The organism is Saccharicrinis sp. GN24d3 (genome assembly GCF_052400645.1).
Classification (GTDB): domain Bacteria; phylum Bacteroidota; class Bacteroidia; order Bacteroidales; family Marinilabiliaceae; genus Saccharicrinis.
The window spans coordinates 37,693-58,510 of record NZ_JBQTGI010000016.1 but is presented as its reverse complement, the minus strand read 5'-3'; the positions used below and the strand labels follow the sequence as shown (position 1 = coordinate 58,510).

Genomic DNA, 20,818 nt, shown 5'->3' with positions numbered 1-20,818 from the left:
TGTAGGTTGTAGGGTATAGGTTTTAGGGTGTAGGTTTTAGGGTTTAGGGTTTTGGTTGTTTAGAGGAAATAAGTGCATTTATCATTTTTAGAATTTCAAATGCCTCATCTTCAAGCTCTACAAGTTGCTCATCGGAAATATAATTTCTCCTTCTAAATAAATAGAGTACCGTTAATGATTCAAAAAGTGATCCTCTGGAATAATACAGGAATGTAACGAAATCTTTTGCTGAATTGCGTCCCTTGCCCTCAGCAATGTTCTGTGGAACCGAAGCTGAAGCTGCCTCAAGTTGTTCTATTAATCTATAATGTCAGTTTATTTTTTCAGTAATATCAAGGCACCTATCAGCAAAATCCATTGCTTTATGCCAAACATTCAATTGTTTAAAGTTAAATCTTTCCATATTTTAAAGGATAAATTGTTAAAATATTGATTCCTAAATCCTGTTAGCAAACCACTACCTCATCTCCTATAACCCACCACCTATACCCTATACCCAATACTCAATACCCTATTCCCTATTATACCCTACATTCTATACCCTACTCCCTACACCCTCATAAACCTCCCCATACATTTTACCAACCACACCTGCCTTAAACCGTGCCACATTCTTTGCGCCATCCTCAATTAACCTGGTTCTTACTTCCTCATCCATTATTAGGTTGTCAATTGCCTGTTGAATTTCATCCATATTATTCGGGCAAACCAATAAAGAAGCACCTCCTGCAATTTCTTTCATGGCCCCAAAATTGGAGGTAACCACTGGTCTTCCTGTAGCCTGCGCCTCAATAATGGGCAGACCAAACCCTTCGTAAAAACTGGGAAAACATAGCATATCGCATCGCCTGTAAGCATCCAAAATTTCCTCGTAAGGAACCTGTACCAGGTTTTCAACTTCAAGTTTGTATTTATCCACCAATGCCTGCTGCTGTTCAGTCATCTTTCCAACAATAATTAGGCGGATGGACGAAGGCTTGTGGCAAGTTGCTTGTGGCTCGTTTTCACTATTGACCAATGACTGCTGACTACCTTCCCTTCGATCATTAAGTGATTCTTTTGCGACGGGATGTTGAGCGAAGTGAAATCCCGATTCTTTCGAGTATATTTGGCTTCGGGGTCGCTTCTCTGTCAGTCCGACAGACGGGGCTCCAACTGCCTCCAATATCCCCTCCACATTTTTATTGGGCTTTGTCCCCATGATTAGAATGGTTGGCTTTTCTTTATTAAACGCTTTGGGAGAATAGGTAATTTCATCCGGCAATGGATTTGGGATAACCACAATCTTAGAAGAATCACAGTCTGTCCATTTTACTAATTGTTCTTTGGTATGATAGGATATAGCAGTAACTACCCGTGCTCTCTTAACCGGAATTGTCACCCACAAATACTTTAAAATTTTAAACCGCCATCCCTTATAGTCAGCCAAGGATTCCAGGTCGTGATAAGTAACAATAAGTCCTTTTTTAGGCAGAGCCAATGCAATAAAAGTTATATCTCCTGTAATGTGGTTGATGTCACCTTTGTTTTTTCTGGCTTCAAAAAGAGCTTTCAATCTACCGAGCCAACCAGATGTTCCATTTTTAAGTTTATAAATAGTAGGTTCTACCTGCTCCGGTAAGTGAGCGATGACTTGTTCAAACACTTTTTCGATACTAAAGTATTGTGCTTGTGGTTTACGAAAGAAGAAGGTGACTTTTGTTTTGTTAGGCATTGTTTTCCCCGTTTAGTTTTGTTTATCCCCTACTCACCCTGACAGCGTCAGAGACCGGTTAGCGCAGGTAAAAAGTTTAGATATTAAACAACCGATCATACGATTTAACCAATCCCGGATCATGGATAAACCTTTCTGCCCTCTTCCTGGCACCCTCGCACCACCCTTCAAACTCCTCTTGTTCCATCTCCTTCAACAAATTCAACACACCCTCCCAACTGTTTCCTTGACTTTCGACTTTCGACCTTCGACTTTCAACTAACGAAATATCCCAGCCTGCTTTACGACCAGTTAGTCCTCTCCACGGTGTCTGGTCACTGATTAAAACAGGCCGGCCGGCCATCAGGCTTTCCAATATCACATGGCCAAAATTCTCACCTCTGGAGGGCAAAAACAGGGCATGGTAATTTTGAATGGTATCCCCTACCCGATCAGCTTCAACAGTACCTTTATGGGTAACTTTAATGTTTTCGGGTAATTTAACAATAACGCTTTTGCATTCTTCCCAATACTGTTGGTTATAGACCTGTCCGTACAAATCAAAGGAGATCCTGCCTTCCACTTTTCCCAGCTCCAACAAACATTCAATGGCAAACAAAGTATTTTTTTCCGGCGAAATACGGGCCAGGCTAACCAGTTTTAGTTCCCCGCCAACTTTATTTATACTTTTCTCTTCGGGCAACGTCTTCTTAGGTAAGTTATCCGCTACCTGAACCTTTAACCCTAGACCCAAAATCCCATTTATATCTTCCTTTTCCTTTTCGTTGGTGGCATGAAAAGTTACTCCCTTATATAAATTGAATAGTTTTACCAACTTCAAAAACAGCTTCTTCTTACCTCCCTTAACATCGATAGCACTCTGTGCCAACATACCCCTGGAAGCCACTACTTTTTTGCCCGAAAACTTTCTCAATGCAATCAATGGCATAATTGAAAATTTCCAGGAATAGATTCCATTTATGTAGGCAACATCAAATGTAGTAGATGAAATAATATTTTTAAATGTTGATAGGTTCTGGTTTTCAGCAGCGGCATAATATACTTTTACCCCCTCACTAAAGTCAGTCCATTGATTGGGCTCGATACCTTTGTAGGGCATAATTTCCGTATAATCCGTATTCCTGGTAACAATATAAAACGCATATTCATCTCTTAGATACTCCACCATATTGGCCATGGATCGTACCGGCCCGCCGGCCTTATACCCCGGCAGAAACCAGTCGATAAAAATCAGGATCTTCTTCTTTTGCATGAAATTTACTTTAGGCTTTAAAGATAGAGAATAAGTTGAAAGAATATAAAGTTTGTAAAGTTGAAACGTCACAAAGCCGAAACCACCTGGGACTTCCCCTTTAGGGGCCAGGGGTGAACCATAGCATGTTACAAGGAAAAGGAAACCCGGATGAATTGCAACAAAGCAACATCGTACGGGAGATTGACATTTACTTCTCCATTACCAATCCCCCTGCAAGGCTATAATTGCAGCATGAAGTATTTACCGCCCCCTTTGCCAAGGGGGAGAATATTCCGAAACGCATTACCTACCTGTTGGAACGAAGTAGCCTGTCTGATACAAAAAAAATCGTTTAAACTTTGGCGGAAAATCGGCACATGGCACCCTCCGACCCTCACAGTGCAATGGACTTCCCCTTTAGGGGCCAGGGGTGAACGGTGGCATGTTACATGAAAAAAGATGACCCGGATGAATTGAAGCAATGCAACATCGTACGGGCGATTGACATTAGATGGTATCCCTCCAGGGCCAATCCCCCTGCAAGGCTTTAATTGCAGCATGAATATTTACCACCCCCTTTGCTAAGGGGGAAATTATTCCTAAACCCATTACCTATCTGTTGAAACGAAGCAGCCAGTCTCGATACAAAAAAGATCGTTTAAACGTTGGCGGAAAATCGGCACATGGCACCCTCCGACCCTCACAGTGCAAAGGCTTCCCCTTTAGGGGCCAGGGGTGAAAGTGGTATGTTACATGGAAAAGGGAACCCAGATGAATTGCAACAATGCAGCATCGTACGGGAGATTGACATCAGTGGTATCCCTCCAGGGCCAATCCCCCTGCAAGGCTATAATTGCAGCATGAATATTTACCACCCCCTTTGCCAAGGGGGAGAATATTCCGAAACGCATTACCTACCTGTTGGATCGAAGTAGCCTGTCCCGATACAAAAAAGATGGTTTAAACGTTGGCGGAAAATCGGCACATGGCACCCTCCGACCCTCACAGTGCAATGGACTTCCCCTTTAGGGGCCAGGGGTGAACGTGGCATGTTACATGAAAAAAGATGACCCGGATGAATTGAAGCAAAGCAACATCGAACGGGCGATTGACATTTACTTCTCCATGACCCATCCCCCTGCAAGGCTATAATTGCAGCATGAATATGTACCGCCCCCTTTGCTAAGGGGGTGATTAACCCTAAATTCATCAACTACCTGTTGGATCGAAGTAGCCTGTCCGATACAAAAAAGATGATTTAACCGTTGGCGGAAAATCGGCACATGGCACCCTCCGACCCTCACAGTGCAAAGGACTTCCCCTTTAGGAGCCAGGGGTGAACCGTGGCATGTTAGAATGAAAAGATGACCCGGATGAATTGCAACAATGCAAAATCGTACAGGGGATTGACATTAGATGGTATCCCTCCATGACCCATCCCCCTGCAAGGCTATAATTGCAGCATGAATATGTACCGCCCCCTTTGATAAGGGGGAGATTATTCCGAAACCCAATACGCAGCACAAGGGATGTAAACCACTTTTTGGCAGGCATGAAGAAGTTGAAATGTAAAAGCGAATTCCCTAATTACACAACGTAAATCTGTGGATAAAAGAAAAAATAGAATTATTTTGTGCCGACTATGACAAAACAGGGATACTTTACGAATGAAGAAATCATTCTCCTGGATTGGATCCAGGGAAAGATTACCCGACCCAACGAGGCATTTTCTATAGAGAAGGCACATTTGTTTGCCCTAAAAAATGGATTATCACCTTATCTTTTTCATCGCATCAAAGACAATAAAGAGATTATCCCCGATGAACTCTACCCGATTTTAAAAAAGGACTATTTTAACGCCCTGTTCCGAAACACGCGCATTCAAAATGTCTGGAAGGAAATTCAGGAATTGCTGAATGCACATCATCTTTCGTTTGTACCCTTAAAAGGTATTTTCCTCGCTCAATACATTTATCCGGATTTTAATACCCGCCCGATGAGCGATCTGGATATTCTAATTATGTACGGACAAGCGCAACAGGCTTTCGATTTACTCGTAAGCAAAGGAGCCCAACACTCAGGCGAAAAACAGGCAGCGCACGATAAAAAGACAGGTCATCATTTACCTGGAATTATTTTCAAAGGTGTCTTGATTGAATTACATACCAGCCTGTTTCCCCTGGACGTAGATTATCAAATTCCCAATGACCTTATCGAAAAGAGCCTGATCAAATACGACAATGTATTCACATTACCTCCCATGCTCAACTTTTGTTACCTGTGTATGCATGCATATTCAACCATGCGAAGAGGAGGGATTCGCTTAAGCTGGTTTCTGGATTTGGTATTGCTTTCTCAGTCAGAATATTTTAAAGCAGATAAGTTAGAGCTGACGAAGATCATCCAGCAGCTAAATATCCAAGTCCCTGTTTTGGATGTAATGAAGAAAGCCGAGTTTCTGTTCGACTATCGTTTTGAATTTGTTCCCAAAAGCCTTCAAGGCTCCTTGTCAACCACTGAATCATCTGTTTTTGTGCGGCTTATACAAGAATCCGGTCAGCAAAACACGGATTACAGTTACGCCATAGCATTTGAACGATTAAAGAATACCAAAGGACTGGGGAACAAATTACGGTTTATTAAAAGTGTCCTACTAAGGGGTGACAACACCAGGGTGACTTCTTTGATCAAAAGACTATGGACGGTTACTACAAGATCTTTTCGAATGTTTCTTTCAAAAAGCAGGTAATGCAGGCAAGGGTGTGACACTTCCCCTCCAACAATCGACAAAGCACAGTCCAGCCGGAAAGCGTTGCCAGTGCAGGCGATCGACATTCCCCCATGCAAACCTGCACCAATATTTATCGTCGGGAAGGAGGGCAGTCTCGAACCAGTCTGGCCACCATAACGCTATGGGGGAATTCACATTAGATGGTATCCCTCCAGAACCAATCCCCCTGCAAGGCTATAATTGCAGCATGAAAATGTACCGCCCCCTTTGCTAAGGGGGAGATTAGCCCTAAATTCATCACCTAGCTGTTGGAACGAAGAAGCCTGTCCCGATACAAAAAAGATCGTTTAAACGTTGGCGGAAAATCGGCACATGGCACCCTCCAACCCACAAAGTGCGAAGGCTTCCCCTTTAGGGGCCAGGGGTGAACGTGGCATATTACAAGGAAAGGGGAACCCAGATGAATTGCAACAAAGCAACATCGTACGGGAGATTGACATTTACTTCTCCACGGCCAATCCCCCTGCAAGGCTATAATTGGAGCATGAATATTTACCGCCCCCTTTGCTAAGGGGGAGATTATTCCGAAACCCATTACCTATCTGTTGAAACGAAGTAGCCTGTCCGATACAAAAAAAAACGTTTAAACGTTGGCGGAAAATCAGCACATGGTACCCTCCGACCCTCACGGTGCGAAGGACTTCCCCTTTAGGGGCCAGGGGTGAACGGTGACATGTTACATGGAAAAAGATGACCCGGATGAATTGCAGCAATGCAGCATCGTACGGGAATTCACATTAGATGGTATCCCTCCAGGGCCAATCCCCCTGCAAGTCTCTGTTTTTAGCCACTGTATTTACCGCCCCCTTTGCTAAGGGGAAGATTAACCCTAAATTCATAACCTACCTGATGAACGAAGTATTTAAACTTTGGCGGAAAATCGGCACATGGCACTCTCTAGACCCTCACAGTGCAATGGACTTCCCCTTTAGGGGCCAGGGGTGAACGTGGCATGTTACAAGGAAAAGGGAACCCGGATAAATTGCAGCAAAGCAACATCGTACGGGAGATTGCCATTAGATGGTATCCCTCCAGGACCAATCCCCCTGCAAGGCTATAATTGCAGCATGAATATGTACCGCCCCCTTTGCTAAGGGGGAGATTATTCCTAAACCCATTACCTATCTGTTGAAACGAAGCAGCCAGTCTCGATACAAAAAAGATCGTTTAAACGTTGGCGGAAAATCGGCACATGGCACCCTCCGACCCTCACAGTGCATAGGCTTCCCCTTTAGGGGCCAGGGGTGAACGTGGCATGTTACAAGGAAAAGGGAACACAGATGAATTGCAGCAATGCAGCATCCTTCGGGGGATTGACATCAGTGGTATCCCTCCATTACCAATCCCCCTGCAAGGCTCTGTTTTTGGCCACTATATTTAACACCCCTTTGCTAAGGGGGAGATTAACCCTAAATTCATCAACTACCTGTTGGATCGAAGTAGCCTGTCCGATACAAAAAAGATGATTTAACCGTTGGCGGAAAATCGGCACATGGCACTCTCTAGACCCTCACAGTGCAATGGACTTCCCCTTTAGGGGCCAGGGGTGAACGGAGGCATGTTACATGAAAAAAGATGACCCGGATGAATTGCAACAAAGCAACATCCTGCGGGCGATTGACATTAGATGGTATCCCTCCAGGACCAATCCCCCTGCAAGGCTCTATTTTTAGCCACTGTGTTTACCGCCCCCTTTGCTAAGGGGGAGATTATTCCGAAACCCATTACCTACCTGTTGGAACGAAGTAGCCTATCCTGATACAAAAAAGATGATTTAACCGTTGGCGGAAAATCGGCACATGGCACCCTCCGACCCTCACAGTGCAATGGACTTCCCTTTTAGGGGCCAGGGGTGAACGGTGGCATGTTACATGGAAAAAGATGACCCGGATAAATTGCATCTATGCAACATCGTACGGGCGATTGACATTTACTTCTCCACGGCCAATCCCCCTGCAAGGCTTTAATTGCAGCATGAATAGGTACCGCCCCCTTTGCTAAGGGGGAGATTAACCCTAATTTCATCAACTACCTGTTGGAACGAAGTAGCCTGTCCGACACAAAAAAAATCGTTTAAACTTTGGCGGAAAATCGGCACATGGCACCCTCCGACCCTCACAGTGCGAAGGACTTCCCCTTTAGGGGCCAGGGGTGAGCGAGGCATGTTACATGAAAAAAGATAACCCGGATGAATTGCAGCAATGCAGCATCGTACGGGGGAATTGCCATTAGATGGTATCCCTCCAGGACCAATCCCCTTGCAAGGCTATAATTGCAGCATGAATATGTACCGCCCCCTTTGCTAAGGGGGAGATTAACCCTAATTTCATCAACTACCTGTTGGAACGAAGTAGCCTATCCGGCTTTAAACGAAAGCCGGTGGGATGAATAAAATGATCTATTCGGTTTAGGGTTTCTGTTTTTTTTCTATTTTTGAGCTATATAGGTTAAACATCCGGAACACTTTAGATCAAACCGATTTCGGAAATACCGGTATACTTGTCCGGGTATTGACGGATAATCTATATTTTTTATAATTTAAGTAGTATTACCTGTACAATAAATAATAACACATTTAAATCAAAAAACTTTATTAAACATGAAAAAAGTATCTGTAGGAGTAGATATAGGTGGAACCAACACCGCTATTGGGATTGTAGATGAATCCGGAAATGTAGTCACCAAAGGAGGTATTGAAACACCAAGCCACGGAGATATTGAAAAATATATGGACGATTTAGCAGCTGCCATTCGTGATTTGATTAGTTCGGCTGGAGAAATACTAACCGTATTAGGAATTGGGGTTGGTGCTCCAAACGGAAACTATTACAGCGGTACCATCGAATATGCGCCCAACTTGTCGTTCAAAGGCGTTATTCCCATGGTGGAACTATTGAAAAAACGCTTCCCTGAATTGGATTATATAGCATTAACAAACGATGCCAATGCTGCCACCATCGGAGAAATGATTTATGGAGGGGCCAAAGGCATGAAAAACTTTGTCATGTATACATTGGGCACAGGCGTAGGTTCCGGCATTGTTGTCAACGGAGATTTGGTGTACGGCCATGATGGTTTTGCCGGAGAATGCGGACATACTACTTTAATACCCGGCGGCAGAGATTGCGGTTGCGGGGCTAAAGGTCATTTAGAGGCATACTGTTCCGCGCCCGGAATGAAGCGTACCGCCTTTGAATTAATGGCCAAATACAATGCTACAGATTCTAAACTGGCAGATAAATCGTTTAACGAATTGGATTCTAAGATGATTTTTGATGCTGCGGAGGCCGGCGACAAAGTGGCTTTAGAGGTATTTGAGCTTACCGGAAAATATCTGGGACAAGGGTTAGCCGATACCGTTCACCATTTAAGCCCCGAAGCGATTTTCCTATTTGGAGGGCCTACTGCGGCAGGTGATTACATCTTTAAACCAACCAAAGAAAGCCTGGAAGAGCATTTGCTTCCTATCTTCACGGATAAAATAAAAATCCTTCCGTCTGAACTAAACAGTGGTGATGCTGCTATTGTGGGAGCAAGCGCCCTAGTTTATAAGGAAATGGAAAAATAATGAAGTCGACAGTGAACATCAGTGAACAGTGAGAGGTTGAAAGGCAATGCCATTAACTTAATTCATATCGGCACCCTATCCCTGCACCTTTGGCGCTGCACTTCCCCCAAACCTATGGGCTAAAGGGTAACACTGATTGACATGGGGTAAAAAACAGTTACTTAAAAAAAGCTGTTTCTTTTCACGAGCGTATCTTATTCTTCCCCTGGTTTTGATACCGGGGGAAGTACCACGCCTAAGTGGGGCGAAGAAGATGTTTTTATAAGAAGCATTTACGCTATATACATGGCGCCTAAGTGGGGCGAAAAAATAGGATAGTTTATTTGTTAAATTAGAGGCAGTTGGGTGAAAGGTGCAGTGTTGGAATTTTTCCATGATTTGTATCTTACTTTTTAAGTATGTTTTAGACCTATAAGCATCGTAGTACCTCGGAGCGTCACAGAGCTGGCGGATTGCAGCTTTCAGGCTACCGACTGAGGACTGCTGAGAAAGCAAGCCGTCGACTGATTTTCCATCAAAATTAAATTTCTTGCGAATGGGCGTCACCACGTTCCGACGTATACCGAATACTGACTGCCAAGCGCCGACCATTGACGGATAGCTACTTCTCCTTTAATAGCTTCTGTAATTTAAACATCTCATCCCGGTATTGGGCGGCAGTGATAAAGTCCAACTCTTTGGACGCTTTTTGCATGGCTTTTTTAACTTTCTCTATCGCTTTCTCAAGACCATCTTTACTCATATAACTTACTACAGGATCCGCTGCCACATCCACACCTTCCGGTTCAACATACGCTCTTTCTTCAACGGCACCCTTAGCCAGAACCCCGGTATGCTTCTTGTTGATTTGCTGTGGGGTGATTCCATGGTCTTCGTTATATTTTAATTGTTTTTCTCTTCGATGGTTGGTTGAATCGATGGTCTTCTGCATCGAATTCGTGACCTTATCTGCATACATAATCACCAAGCCATTGATGTTACGCGCAGCACGACCCGCTGTTTGCGTTAAGGAGCGTTCCGACCTTAGGAAACCTTCTTTGTCCGCGTCCAATATGGCCACCAATGACACTTCCGGTAAATCTAATCCTTCCCTTAATAAATTAACGCCCACGAGCACATCAAATATGCCTTTGCGCAGATTTTCCATAATTTCCACCCTGTCCAGGGTATCCACATCGGAGTGAATATATTCGCAATTGATATTCAATTTTTGCAGGTACGAGGTTAACTCTTCCGCCATCCTTTTGGTCAGCGTGGTCACCAACACCCTCTCTTTTACCGCTATACGCTTACGAATCTCTTCCAACAAGTTGTCAATCTGGTTCAGGCTCGGGCGAACCTCTATAATAGGATCCAACAGGCCCGTTGGACGAATCACTTGTTCCACAATAACTCCTTCGCTTTTTTCAATCTCGTAATCCGCAGGAGTGGCAGAAACATATATTGCCGTGTTCACAATATCCTCGAATTCTTCAAATTTCAGCGGTCTGTTATCCATTGCGGCCGGTAAGCGGAAGCCATGTTCCACCAATGTTTCCTTTCGCGATTTATCGCCGCCGTACATGGCTCTGATCTGTGGTATGGTCACATGGCTCTCATCGATCACCATGATAAAATCATCCGGGAAATAGTCCAACAAACAGAAGGGGCGTGTGCCTGCATTCCTTCCGTCAAAGTAACGCGAGTAGTTCTCGATACCCGGGCAATAGCCCAATTCGCGTATCATTTCCAAATCGTAGGTAACCCGCTCTTCGATGCGTTTAGCTTCAAGATGCTTCCCAATATCCTTTAAATAAGTAACATGATCCATCATATCGTCCTGGATCATTCTGATGGCCAACTGGGTGCGTTCTTTTGTAGTCACAAACAGGTTGGCCGGGTAAATCAATATGTTCTCCTGTTGCGAAATAGTGGTCCCCCCAACAGGATCAAAGATCGTGATCTCCTCTACTTCATCGCCCCAAAACCCGATACGGTATGCATTATCGGCATACGCCGGGAATATCTCTACGTTATCCCCTTTCACCCTAAAATTACCGTGATTGAACTCAACCTCATTCCTCGAATACAGACTATCCACCAATAACCTTAACAGCTGGTTTCTGCCTATATCCTGCCCCACCTGAAGGTTGACCACATTGGCATGGAAATCCTCAGGGTTTCCTATTCCATAAAGGCACGAAACGGAAGATACCACAATCACATCTTTTCTTCCAGAAAGAAGGGCCGAACTGGCACTAAGCCTTAATTTTTCAATCTCCTGATTAATCGATAAATCTTTTTCGATGTAAGTATCCGTTACCGGCAGATAAGCTTCGGGCTGGTAATAATCGTAATAAGAAACAAAATACTCGACGGCATTTTCCGGAAAGAAATTCTTAAACTCCCCATATAGCTGTGCTGCCAGCGTTTTGTTATGACTAAGTACCAGGGTCGGCCTTTGCACTTTTTCGATGACATTGGCCACCGTAAAAGTTTTTCCCGAACCGGTAACACCTAACAATGTTTGATGCGGTATATTATCGTTGATTCCATGTACCAGTTGTTTGATCGCTTCCGGTTGATCACCCGTTGGCTTAAAATCCGATATAATTTTAAATTCCATATGAACTGCGCTAATGCGCTGAAAATATAAAAATTAAAATCCAATGCCAATCAATAGATGAAATAAAATGACAATAATTCTGAATGATTAAAGAAAACTTCCCCATAAGTATAGGGCATCTTTACCCATATTACTTTTTAATTAAACCAGGTGCCCATTTATTTTCATCGTGGTATTAGTTCACTGCCTGTGGGCCAATGCTGTTAAACCAAGTGGTATATTATTGTATGTCTTGTAAGCAAACATCATCCAACCCTTCCTCCAGATAGCTCAGCGAAGGCCTGTCGTGACGGAAAGCGGTGCCCAACGGAGGGGTGAATGGATCCTTCCCCCCTTGGAGACCTGTTCATATCTTTATCGCCGGGAAGGAGGGCAGTCTTGGACCAGTCTGACCGCCATAACGCTATGGGGGGGATTGACATTAGATGGCATCCCTCCATTACCAATCCCCCTGCAAGGCTATTATTGCAGCATGAATATTTACCACCCCCTTTGCTAAGGGGGAGATTAACCCTAAATTCATTACCTATCTGTTGGAACGAAGTAGCCTGTCCCGATACAAAGAAGATGATTTAACCGTTGGCGGAAAATCGGCACATGGCACCCTCCTATCCAAACAGTGCAAAGACTTCCCCCTTTAGGGGCCAGGGGTGAACGTAGCATGTTACATGAAAAATGATGACCCGGATGAATTGCAACAAAGCAACATCGTAAGGGAGATTGACATTAGATGGCATCCCTCCAGGACCCATCCCCCTGCAAGGCTCTGTTTTTAGCCACTGTATTTACCGCCCCCTTTGCTAAGGGGGAAATTATTCCTAAACCCATTACCTACCTGTTGGAACGAAGTAGCCTGTCCCGATACAAAGAAGATGATTTAACCGTTGGCGGAAAATCGGCACATGGCACCCTCCGACCCTCACAGTGCAAAGGACTTCCCCTTTAGGGGCCAGGGGTGAACGGTGGCATGTTACAAGGAAAAAGGAACCCGGATGAAATGCAATAAAGCAACATCCTGCGGGCGATTCACATTAGATGGTATCCCTCCAGGACCAATCCCCCTGCAAGGTTCTGTTTTTAGCTACTGTGTTTACCGCCCCCTTTGCTAAGGGGGAAATATTCCTTAAATTGTAACTTCACCCTCGCAATTATATGAAGCAATCCCATTACAATAAAAAACTAAGGCATTTTGCCAAAAAGTTACGAAATGATTCTACAGATGGGGAAATAATCCTCTGGAAGAAAGTCCTGCGAGCAAGACAAATGTATGGTTATCAGTTTAACCGCCAATTTCCCGTTGAAAATTATATCGTCGATTTTATCTGTAGGAAACTAAGGATAGTTATTGAGGTAGACGGTTATTCTCATCAATTTAAAATAGAAGAGGATAAAGAAAGGGACAAAAGATTGTTGGAAATAGGCTATCAAACGATAAGGATTCAGGAATATGATATTAAAACTGACTTGAAAAATGTGATAATTGCCATTGAATCCCTGGTTCTGGACCAAGAAAAAGATTTGGGGTTTAAACAATAACTTCCCCCTTGGAGACCTGTTCATATCTTTATTGTCGGGAAGGAGGGCAGTCTCGGATCAGTCTGGCCACCATAACGCTATGGGGGGATTGACATTAGATGGTATCCCTCCAGGACCAATCCCCCTGCAAGGCTCTGTTTTTAGCCACTGTATTTAACGCCCCCTTTGCTAAGGGGGAGATTAACCCTAAATTCATCAACTATCTGTTGAAACGAAGTAGCCTGTCTGATACAAAAAAAAACGTTTAAACGTTGGCAGAAAATCGGCACATGGCACTCTCCTATTGCAAATACTTCCCCTTTAGAGGCCAGGGGTGAACGGTGGCATGCTACAATGAAAAGATAACCCGGATGAATTGCAACAATGCAGCATCGTACGAGCGATTGACATTTACTTCTCCAAGACCAATCCCCCTGCAAGGCTATAATTGCAGCATGAATATTTACCACCCCCTTTGCTAAGGGGGAAATTATTCCTAAACGCATTACCTATCTGTTGGAACGAAGTAACCTGTCCCGATACAAAAAAGATCGTTTAAACTTTGGCGGAAAATCGGCACATGGCACCCTCCTATCCAAACAGTGCAAAGACTTCCCCTTTAGGGGCCAGGGGTGAACGTAGCATGTTACAAGGAAAGGGGAACCCGGATGAATTGCAACAAAGTAACATCGTACGGGCGATTGACATTAGATGGTATCCTTCCTGGGCCAATCCCCCTGCAAGGCTCTGTTTTTAGCCACTGTATTTATCGCCCCCTTTGCTAAGGGGGAAATTATTCCTAAACCCATTACCTACCTGTTGGAACGAAGTAGCCTGTCTCGATACAAAGAAGATGATTTAACCGTTGGCGGAAAATCGGCACATGGCACCCTCCGACCCTCACAGTGCAAACGACTTCCCCTTTAGGAGCCAGGGGTGAACGGTGGCATTACAAGAAAAAAGATGACCCGGATGAATTGCAACAAAGCAACATCGTACGGGAGATTGACGTTAGATGGTATCCCTCCAGGGTCAATCCCGCTGCAAGGATTTAATTGCAGCATGAATATTTACCGCCCCCTTTGCTAAGGGGGAAATTATTCCTAAACCCATTACCTACCTGTTGGAACGAAGTAGCCTGTCCCGATACAAAGAAGATGATTTAACCGTTGGCGGAAAATCGGCACATGGCACCCTCCTATCCAAACAGTGCAAAGACTTCCCCTTTAGGGGCCAGGGGTGAACGGTGGCATGTTACAAGGAAAGGGGAACCCCGGATGAATTGCAACGATGCAACATCCTGCGGGGGATTGACTTAGTAGGTTATCTTCCGCATCAAGGCAAAATGAACAAACAACACTTGAAAAGATAATATAAAGCCAATTCTCCAAAACGAATCCTCCTATATCGACAACGTACGAAGGCTTGCCGGAAAGCATTAGCGATAAAAAAAGCTCCCTTAAGGAGCTTTTATTTATTTTTTGTAAAGTCTTGTTTTTCGTTTGCTAGGTCGTCTATACTTTGTTCTGGACCTCTTATAAAGGCTACGCGTTTTTAAGTAAGCCTTTCTGTTGTATTTGGGCGAGTTCCTCCATTGACTGTCGTCAAACAAGTAGGTGATACCTAACGTAGCCACATAGAAAAAATCGTTACTATCGGTAGGATAAGTCACAGATCCGTCAACACTATACCATTCTTTATGTCCATCTACTTCATCTCCGAAAATTGCTGAACCCACAAATTCCGCGGTAACGCTAATATGACTATTCCAAAAATAGTTTACTCCACCTCCAAACGAAATAACGGGAGAAGCTCCACTCACCTCTCTCCAGACTGTTCCAGCTTCTCCATGTCCGGCCTCACCCCAGTATTCGGTTGCACTATACTGAAGAATACCTGCCTGCCCAATGATGTATGGCTTAAAAAGACGTTGCTTAAACAAACCTAGACTTAAGTCCAATGGTCTAAAGGTAGCGCCCAAGGAAAACTGAATAAAAGAGTTATCAAAATTTGCATATGGCAGGTTGGTCTCCGCAAAAAGTTGCGTCCCCTTCATGGAACCATAATTCAGGTCGGCCCTGGCGTTTAAATAAGGCAGTAATTCCTTTTCTGCAGCTACACCAAACACATAATTTGTCCTGTCTTCAGAAACCAAATCGCCGAAAAACATATTGACCCCGGCTTTAGGCTGTATCTTAAAACCTTCGAGAAACTGCCTCCTCTTGGTCCTGTACTGTGAGAATACAGAAACAGAAAACATTAATATTATGCAGCCCATCAGAGCCTTTTTAAGGTGTTGTTGCATTTAGATTAGTTTATCGACAGGTTTATTACGTATAAAAATGACAAAAAGTTTAAAAAAAGAAAATCTTTTCAATATTTTATACTTATTTGATGCTTTAAATTGTCTGCAAATCTCTTTATAGCTTAGGATATAACGTAATTTACCTATAATTAAAATAGTGATAAAATGCACTTCAACCATCATCTTACCACTACCTATAATACATCTAATAAGTGCAAAAATAAAATTTAATCTTAATCCAAAGGCACTAATCTGTATTTTTTTATGATATTTTTAGTTGAGCGGCCTTAATTTGTCGAGCAAGATCAAAATTTCAATTACCAACATGCGTTTAAACCCGGATAAAATGGTTTTAAGTGATGCCATCCGTTGCCCATATCTCTGTATGTTATCGTATATATTCCCGGCACTTACCGAATCAACTTAAAATCCATTTAGCATCTTTTTTAGGTTTTCGATATTTACCGTATTTGTTATTATTTTGCCCTCCGGTGAATAACACATATCAATTTCCTTTTGAAAAAAGGTGCCTACCTTATCCCTGACCATCTTCATCGTGCTATTTATCAGTTTGTTTTGTTCTGTAAACGGCTCTGAAGCTACGGCAAAAGTGGAAGGAAGCCATCGCTGCGGAAATAAGGTTTCATGCCTGCCTCCTTTTTTGAATTTATTTAGTTCCCTTTCTATCAAAATTAGTATTTCCTCAGTACTATTTTCCTTGCTCAAGGCTTTTATTTTTTCGATATTAGGCACCACGATGGCAGTCGTATAAGGATTTTGATTGTTGTAAAGCATCACCTGATCAATGAGGTCGCAGTGATCAATGATGGCTTCTTCTATACCCTCCGGGCTGTACTTTTCTCCGTCGGAACCAATCAAAAGGCTTTTAAACCTCCCTATAACATACAGATAGTTCTCTTCATCCAGGTATCCCAGGTCACCTGTATAAAGCCAACCCTGCTTTATGGTCTCTCGGGTGGCGTCCGGGTTCTTCCAGTAACCTTTCATTACGTTTTCCCCTCGAATGACGATTTCCCCGAGTTGACCGGTTCCAAGCGCTTTTCCATTGTCATCGCAAACCTGAATCTCCAGATTATTGACAATCTTCCCCGAAGAACCCAGTTTGTGGTATTTGGGTGTATTGGCCGAAATAATAGGCGAAGCTTCGCTTAATCCATACCCCTGGTACATAGGGATTCCGATGGCATAAAAGAATTGTTGGAGTTCAAAATCAAGAAGGGCTCCCCCACCAATAAAAAAAGTCAGGTTACCTCCAAAACCAATCTTGATCTTGTTAAATATTATTTTATCAAACAGGCTCAACAAAGGTTTGGCCACCCATTTTATTCCTGCACCTTTGTTGTTGCCGGTACCATTGTACCAATAAGATAGCTTCAATGCGAACCTAAATAATGAAAATATTGCCTTTCCCTTCTGCTCAATGCTTTTTTCTATATTCTTTTTAAAGTTTTTGGCCATTGCCGGAACACTCATCAATACATGCGGCTGTATCTCACGAATGTTGTTGGTGAAGTTTTTCAGGGTCTCCAACTGTGTTTTCCCCACCTGAACGGAAGCTATACTTGCACCTGTATCCATAAACGAATAAAGGGCAGCGGTATGCGCAAAAGCATGGTCCCAGGGCAATACCACCAAAGTTCGGTATGCAGCCGGGATATTAATGTAGCTAAATGCCTGCTCTACATTAGCCGTATAGTTTCGTTGCGAAAGCATGATGCCTTTGGGCTGGGCCGTTGTACCGGAGGTGTAGGTGATGGTTGCAATGTCATCCGGGTTCACATCTTGGGTAAGTATCTCGTAGGCTTGTGGATCTTTGTCTAGTATTTCTTTTCCTGTTTCAATGATAGTTTGAATATCCATTTCGTCCTCTTCCAGCGGTAAATCCGGCGTGAAAACCACTATTTTTTTAAGCTCCGGAAGATCTTTTTTTACGATCCTTATTTTTTCCAGCTGATTTTGAGATACCAGTATATATGTACTCTCAGAGTGCTTTAAACGAAATATTAAATCATTATCGGGTTCCAACTTTACAGAAAGGGGAACAGTAATGGCCTTGTTGCTCAATACTGCCAACTCACTCATCAACCATAAATTTCTGCCTTCGGAAAGTAAAGCCAGCCGTTCACCGGAAGAAACACCTAATTCCCTTAACCCCAATGCCAACTGCCGAACAAGGACATATGTTTCTTTATAACTTGTAGGTTTAAAGGTCTGATGGTTCTTTTCCCACAGTAAGGTATTGTCCGGAAATTGTTCTACTTTTTTCTTGAAGAAACTGATAATTGATTCCATATGATGGTTCTGATAAATATAATTTCACAAATATAGCCCAAATAATTCAAGATTTATTTCTGTCTCTGACAACGACAGTGATTCATTATAACGATTTTCAAAAGTCAAAGCCTATTTCAGTCGGCACGAAGTCATGTTTAGGTTTTGTTCATCCAATTGGCTTTTAGATGAAATCCAATGATAATTTTGGGATAATTTACTGTCCATAATCGAACATTTTTTGACAACAACCGAACAGTTTTAAAGACCGACATAAACACCCCAACCCTCCTATCTATCTCACTGTATGCCTATTAATACACACTGGCAAGATTATTGATTTCATCAGCAATACGCACTAAACTTCAATAAAAACTAAATTAATTAAGACTCACATAAACCGGATGACAATGAAAAGAAATATGGCATTATTGGGTGTATTGCTTTTGGGTATAAGTGTATTCGCTAAAAACGAAAACGGATATCAAAGCGAAGAAGATAGCATTGAATGCTTAAAAAAGTTTTCCCTCTATTCTTTAAACCTGAAAAAAAGAATGTACGACTACGCAGTTGAACCATGGAATTATATGTTTACAAATTGTCCGCAAACCAGCGTAAAATTATATTCCGACGGAATTAAAATTTACCATCATTATTACTCTACGGCAAAAACCAAGCTGCGTAAATCGGAAGTGGTGGATACCATTATGATGATTTACAACCAACGTATACAGTATTATTCATCCCACCCCAAATACCCCGAGGGATGGATTTTGGGAAGAAAAGCCCTGGATTTAATGAAGTACAGAAGAGGCCAGCCCCAAGCCGTGAAAGATGCCTATGATTGGTTTTCAAAATCGTTCGAGTTACAAGGAGACAAATCGGAAGATGCGGTGCTGTTTACCTGGCTAAAGACTTCAAAGAGCCTGCTGGATCATGGCGACCTTAACGAACAACAGTTCTTAAACGACTTTTTAGCCATTTCCACCGTTTTGGATGTACAATTGGCCAAGGCCAGTCCGAAAGTAAAACCACGTATATTAAAAATAAGAAAAGGGTGTGAAGATGTATTGATCAGAAGCGGAGCGGGGGGATGTGGCGTGGTCGAACCATTATTGACCGACCAGTTTAATGCGGACAGCGAAAACCCGGATAATATTGCAAGAATATTGAACCTGTTGGATAAACTGGAATGCAACCAATCAGCACTCTATTTTAAGGCCGTTGAAAAAAACTATGCCATCAGCCCCTCTCATAGCTCGGCGCACCATTTGGCAAAGATGTTTGTTAAAAAAGGGGATTTTACAAAAGCTGCAGAATATTACCATAAAGCCATTGTTATATGTGACGATAACGAAGCCCAGTCAACATATAATTACGAACTGGCCGTGCTGGAATTTGCACACAACAAGAACTATCAGAAGGCAAGGCAATATGCCCGCGAAGCCATATCCTTACATGGAGACTGGGGAAAACCATATTTGTTGCTAGGAAATATTTATGCCGCCGGAAGCAAGAACTATGGCAAAAATGACTTTGAGCAAGCCACGGTTTATTGGGTAGCTATCGACAATTTTTCAAAAGCAAGGCAAATTGACCCGGAATGTGCAGCTGAGGCAGAAAAGCAAATTGCCCTGTACTCAAAATATATTCCAGATCAGGAAACCGGTTTCTTTCATGGTTTACAGGAAGGGGATTCGTATAAACTGGGAGCCTGGATCAATGAAAGTACTAAAGTGAGGTTCAGGTAAGGAGTTATTGGTCATGGGATAGTGGGCATGGCTGAACAATGCGGATCAAAGGTTGGGAATACCGGCATTTATAATAGGCTGAAAACCTTACATCACAAAACAAGGGGCCTCGCCCCTTGCCATTTCATCATGTTATTCTCATACGGCAAGTCTGAAACAAAGCTATTAACTACCATGCTTTCAGACTTATTGCAATATCATTTAAATTTAATGTTTGATACGATTCACGTATGACCATTGACCCATGACCAGTTTAACCCGGATTATGTATTGGAGGTTCGTCATGAGCATTGCAAGTACAATAAAACAAGGCATTACCGAAACGAGGCATAACTTGTCCCGATTACTTTCGGGAGCATCGTTCTGGTGAGTTGAAGTGATGCAACGAAGTGTCTTGTTTTAAAGTAATTTCAATGGGTAATAGAATTTCTAATGCATATTGCGGCTTCAACCGCATACTAATAATTATTTTCTTTAACCTGGAAATAAGCGCGGTCGTGCAAGCAAGCCGGACATTTCTGTGGGGCCTTTGTTCCTTCATGAAGGAAACCACAATTACGACACTTCCAAACTACTTTGCCATCCTTTTCAAATACCTTGCCTGCTTCCAGGTTGCTGTACAAAGTAAGGTATCTTTCCTCGTGGAAAGCTTCTACCTTAGCAATCATCTTAAAGGCCACTGCCACTTCTTTAAACCCTTCTTCTTCCGCAATTTTAGCAAACTCAGGATATAATTCCGTCCACTCCTCGTTTTCGCCTTCAGCAGCAGCTTTCAGATTGTCGAGTGTGGTGCCAATGATACCGGCAGGATAGGTAGCGGTGATTTCAACCATCCCACCTTCCAGGAATTTAAAAAAGCGTTTAGCGTGCTCCCTTTCTTGCTCGGCTGTTTCCGTAAAAATGGCCGAAATCTGCTCCAGTCCTTCTTTTTTAGCTTGTTTGGCGAAGTATGTATATCTGTTTCGCGCCTGTGATTCCCCGGCAAAAGCTTTCAGTAAATTTTGCTCTGTTTTTGTTCCTTTTAAACTTTTCATAATTGCTTG

At 42.9% G+C, this 20,818-nt stretch carries 11 protein-coding genes; 4 read left to right on the top strand and 7 right to left on the bottom strand.

The genetic code is table 11. From position 1 onward, the window contains the following. Positions 1–43: 43 nt before the first annotated feature. The 3 genes from ACT29I_RS18280 to ACT29I_RS18270 form a co-directional block, all read right to left on the bottom strand. On the bottom strand, positions 44–298 hold the full coding sequence (locus tag ACT29I_RS18280) for a four helix bundle protein (RefSeq protein WP_444794132.1): 255 nt from the start codon (positions 296–298) through the stop codon (positions 44–46). A gap of 237 nt (positions 299–535) precedes the next feature. Next, entirely contained in the window at positions 536–1,714 is a 1,179-nt protein-coding gene (locus ACT29I_RS18275; RefSeq protein ID WP_444794081.1) for a glycosyltransferase family 4 protein, read from the bottom strand. A gap of 76 nt (positions 1,715–1,790) precedes the next feature. Beyond that, on the bottom strand, positions 1,791–2,966 hold the full coding sequence (locus tag ACT29I_RS18270; RefSeq protein WP_444794080.1) for a glycosyltransferase family 4 protein: 1,176 nt from the start codon (positions 2,964–2,966) through the stop codon (positions 1,791–1,793). A gap of 1,624 nt (positions 2,967–4,590) precedes the next feature. Between ACT29I_RS18270 and ACT29I_RS18265 the strand changes: the two genes are divergently transcribed. Then, positions 4,591–5,697 (top strand): nucleotidyltransferase family protein, encoded by a 1,107-nt coding sequence (locus ACT29I_RS18265; RefSeq protein WP_444794079.1) that lies wholly within the window; start codon positions 4,591–4,593, stop codon positions 5,695–5,697. A gap of 2,641 nt (positions 5,698–8,338) precedes the next feature. After that, complete coding sequence (locus ACT29I_RS18260; RefSeq protein ID WP_430937276.1) at positions 8,339–9,307, top strand: ROK family protein; 969 nt, start codon at positions 8,339–8,341, stop codon at positions 9,305–9,307. 601 nt (positions 9,308–9,908) lie between these two features. Here the strand turns inward: ACT29I_RS18260 and uvrB are convergent. Next, entirely contained in the window at positions 9,909–11,912 is a 2,004-nt protein-coding gene (gene uvrB / locus ACT29I_RS18255; RefSeq protein WP_430937278.1) for an excinuclease ABC subunit UvrB, read from the bottom strand. Between the two features lie 1,152 nt (positions 11,913–13,064). Here uvrB and ACT29I_RS18250 point away from each other — a divergent pair. After that, entirely contained in the window at positions 13,065–13,448 is a 384-nt protein-coding gene (locus ACT29I_RS18250; protein WP_444794078.1) for an endonuclease domain-containing protein, read from the top strand. Between the two features lie 1,453 nt (positions 13,449–14,901). On the opposite strand, the gene ACT29I_RS18245 is transcribed toward ACT29I_RS18250, so the two are convergent. Both ACT29I_RS18245 and ACT29I_RS18240 read right to left on the bottom strand, forming a co-directional pair. Further along, on the bottom strand, positions 14,902–15,705 hold the full coding sequence (locus tag ACT29I_RS18245) for an outer membrane beta-barrel protein (protein ID WP_444794077.1): 804 nt from the start codon (positions 15,703–15,705) through the stop codon (positions 14,902–14,904). Positions 15,706–16,155: 450 nt separating this feature from the next. Beyond that, the gene (locus ACT29I_RS18240; protein WP_444794076.1) at positions 16,156–18,045 is read right to left on the bottom strand and encodes an AMP-dependent synthetase/ligase; all 1,890 of its coding nucleotides are present in this window, start codon (positions 18,043–18,045) and stop codon (positions 16,156–16,158) included. A 389-nt stretch (positions 18,046–18,434) separates the two neighbouring features. Here ACT29I_RS18240 and ACT29I_RS18235 point away from each other — a divergent pair, with 389 nt between their 5' ends. Then, positions 18,435–19,775 (top strand): tetratricopeptide repeat protein, encoded by a 1,341-nt coding sequence (locus tag ACT29I_RS18235; RefSeq protein WP_444794075.1) that lies wholly within the window; start codon positions 18,435–18,437, stop codon positions 19,773–19,775. Between the two features lie 458 nt (positions 19,776–20,233). Here the strand turns inward: ACT29I_RS18235 and rbr are convergent, their stop codons facing one another. After that, positions 20,234–20,809 (bottom strand): rubrerythrin, encoded by a 576-nt coding sequence (rbr, locus tag ACT29I_RS18230; RefSeq protein WP_430936150.1) that lies wholly within the window; start codon positions 20,807–20,809, stop codon positions 20,234–20,236. Positions 20,810–20,818 lie beyond the last annotated feature (9 nt).

What these genes read in the sequence shown, in the direction of transcription:
- ACT29I_RS18275 (WP_444794081.1), bottom strand. Translation starts at nt 1,714, where the DNA reads ATGCCTAACAAAACAAAAGTCACCTTCTTCTTTCGTAAACCACAAGCA.
- ACT29I_RS18245 (WP_444794077.1), bottom strand. Translation starts at nt 15,705, where the DNA reads ATGGGCTGCATAATATTAATGTTTTCTGTTTCTGTATTCTCACAGTAC.
- ACT29I_RS18265 (WP_444794079.1), top strand. Translation starts at nt 4,591, where the DNA reads ATGACAAAACAGGGATACTTTACGAATGAAGAAATCATTCTCCTGGAT.
- uvrB (WP_430937278.1), bottom strand. Translation starts at nt 11,912, where the DNA reads ATGGAATTTAAAATTATATCGGATTTTAAGCCAACGGGTGATCAACCG.
- ACT29I_RS18240 (WP_444794076.1), bottom strand. Translation starts at nt 18,045, where the DNA reads ATGGAATCAATTATCAGTTTCTTCAAGAAAAAAGTAGAACAATTTCCG.
- ACT29I_RS18235 (WP_444794075.1), top strand. Translation starts at nt 18,435, where the DNA reads ATGAAAAGAAATATGGCATTATTGGGTGTATTGCTTTTGGGTATAAGT.
- ACT29I_RS18270 (WP_444794080.1), bottom strand. Translation starts at nt 2,966, where the DNA reads ATGCAAAAGAAGAAGATCCTGATTTTTATCGACTGGTTTCTGCCGGGG.
- ACT29I_RS18250 (WP_444794078.1), top strand. Translation starts at nt 13,065, where the DNA reads ATGAAGCAATCCCATTACAATAAAAAACTAAGGCATTTTGCCAAAAAG.
- ACT29I_RS18260 (WP_430937276.1), top strand. Translation starts at nt 8,339, where the DNA reads ATGAAAAAAGTATCTGTAGGAGTAGATATAGGTGGAACCAACACCGCT.
- rbr (WP_430936150.1), bottom strand. Translation starts at nt 20,809, where the DNA reads ATGAAAAGTTTAAAAGGAACAAAAACAGAGCAAAATTTACTGAAAGCT.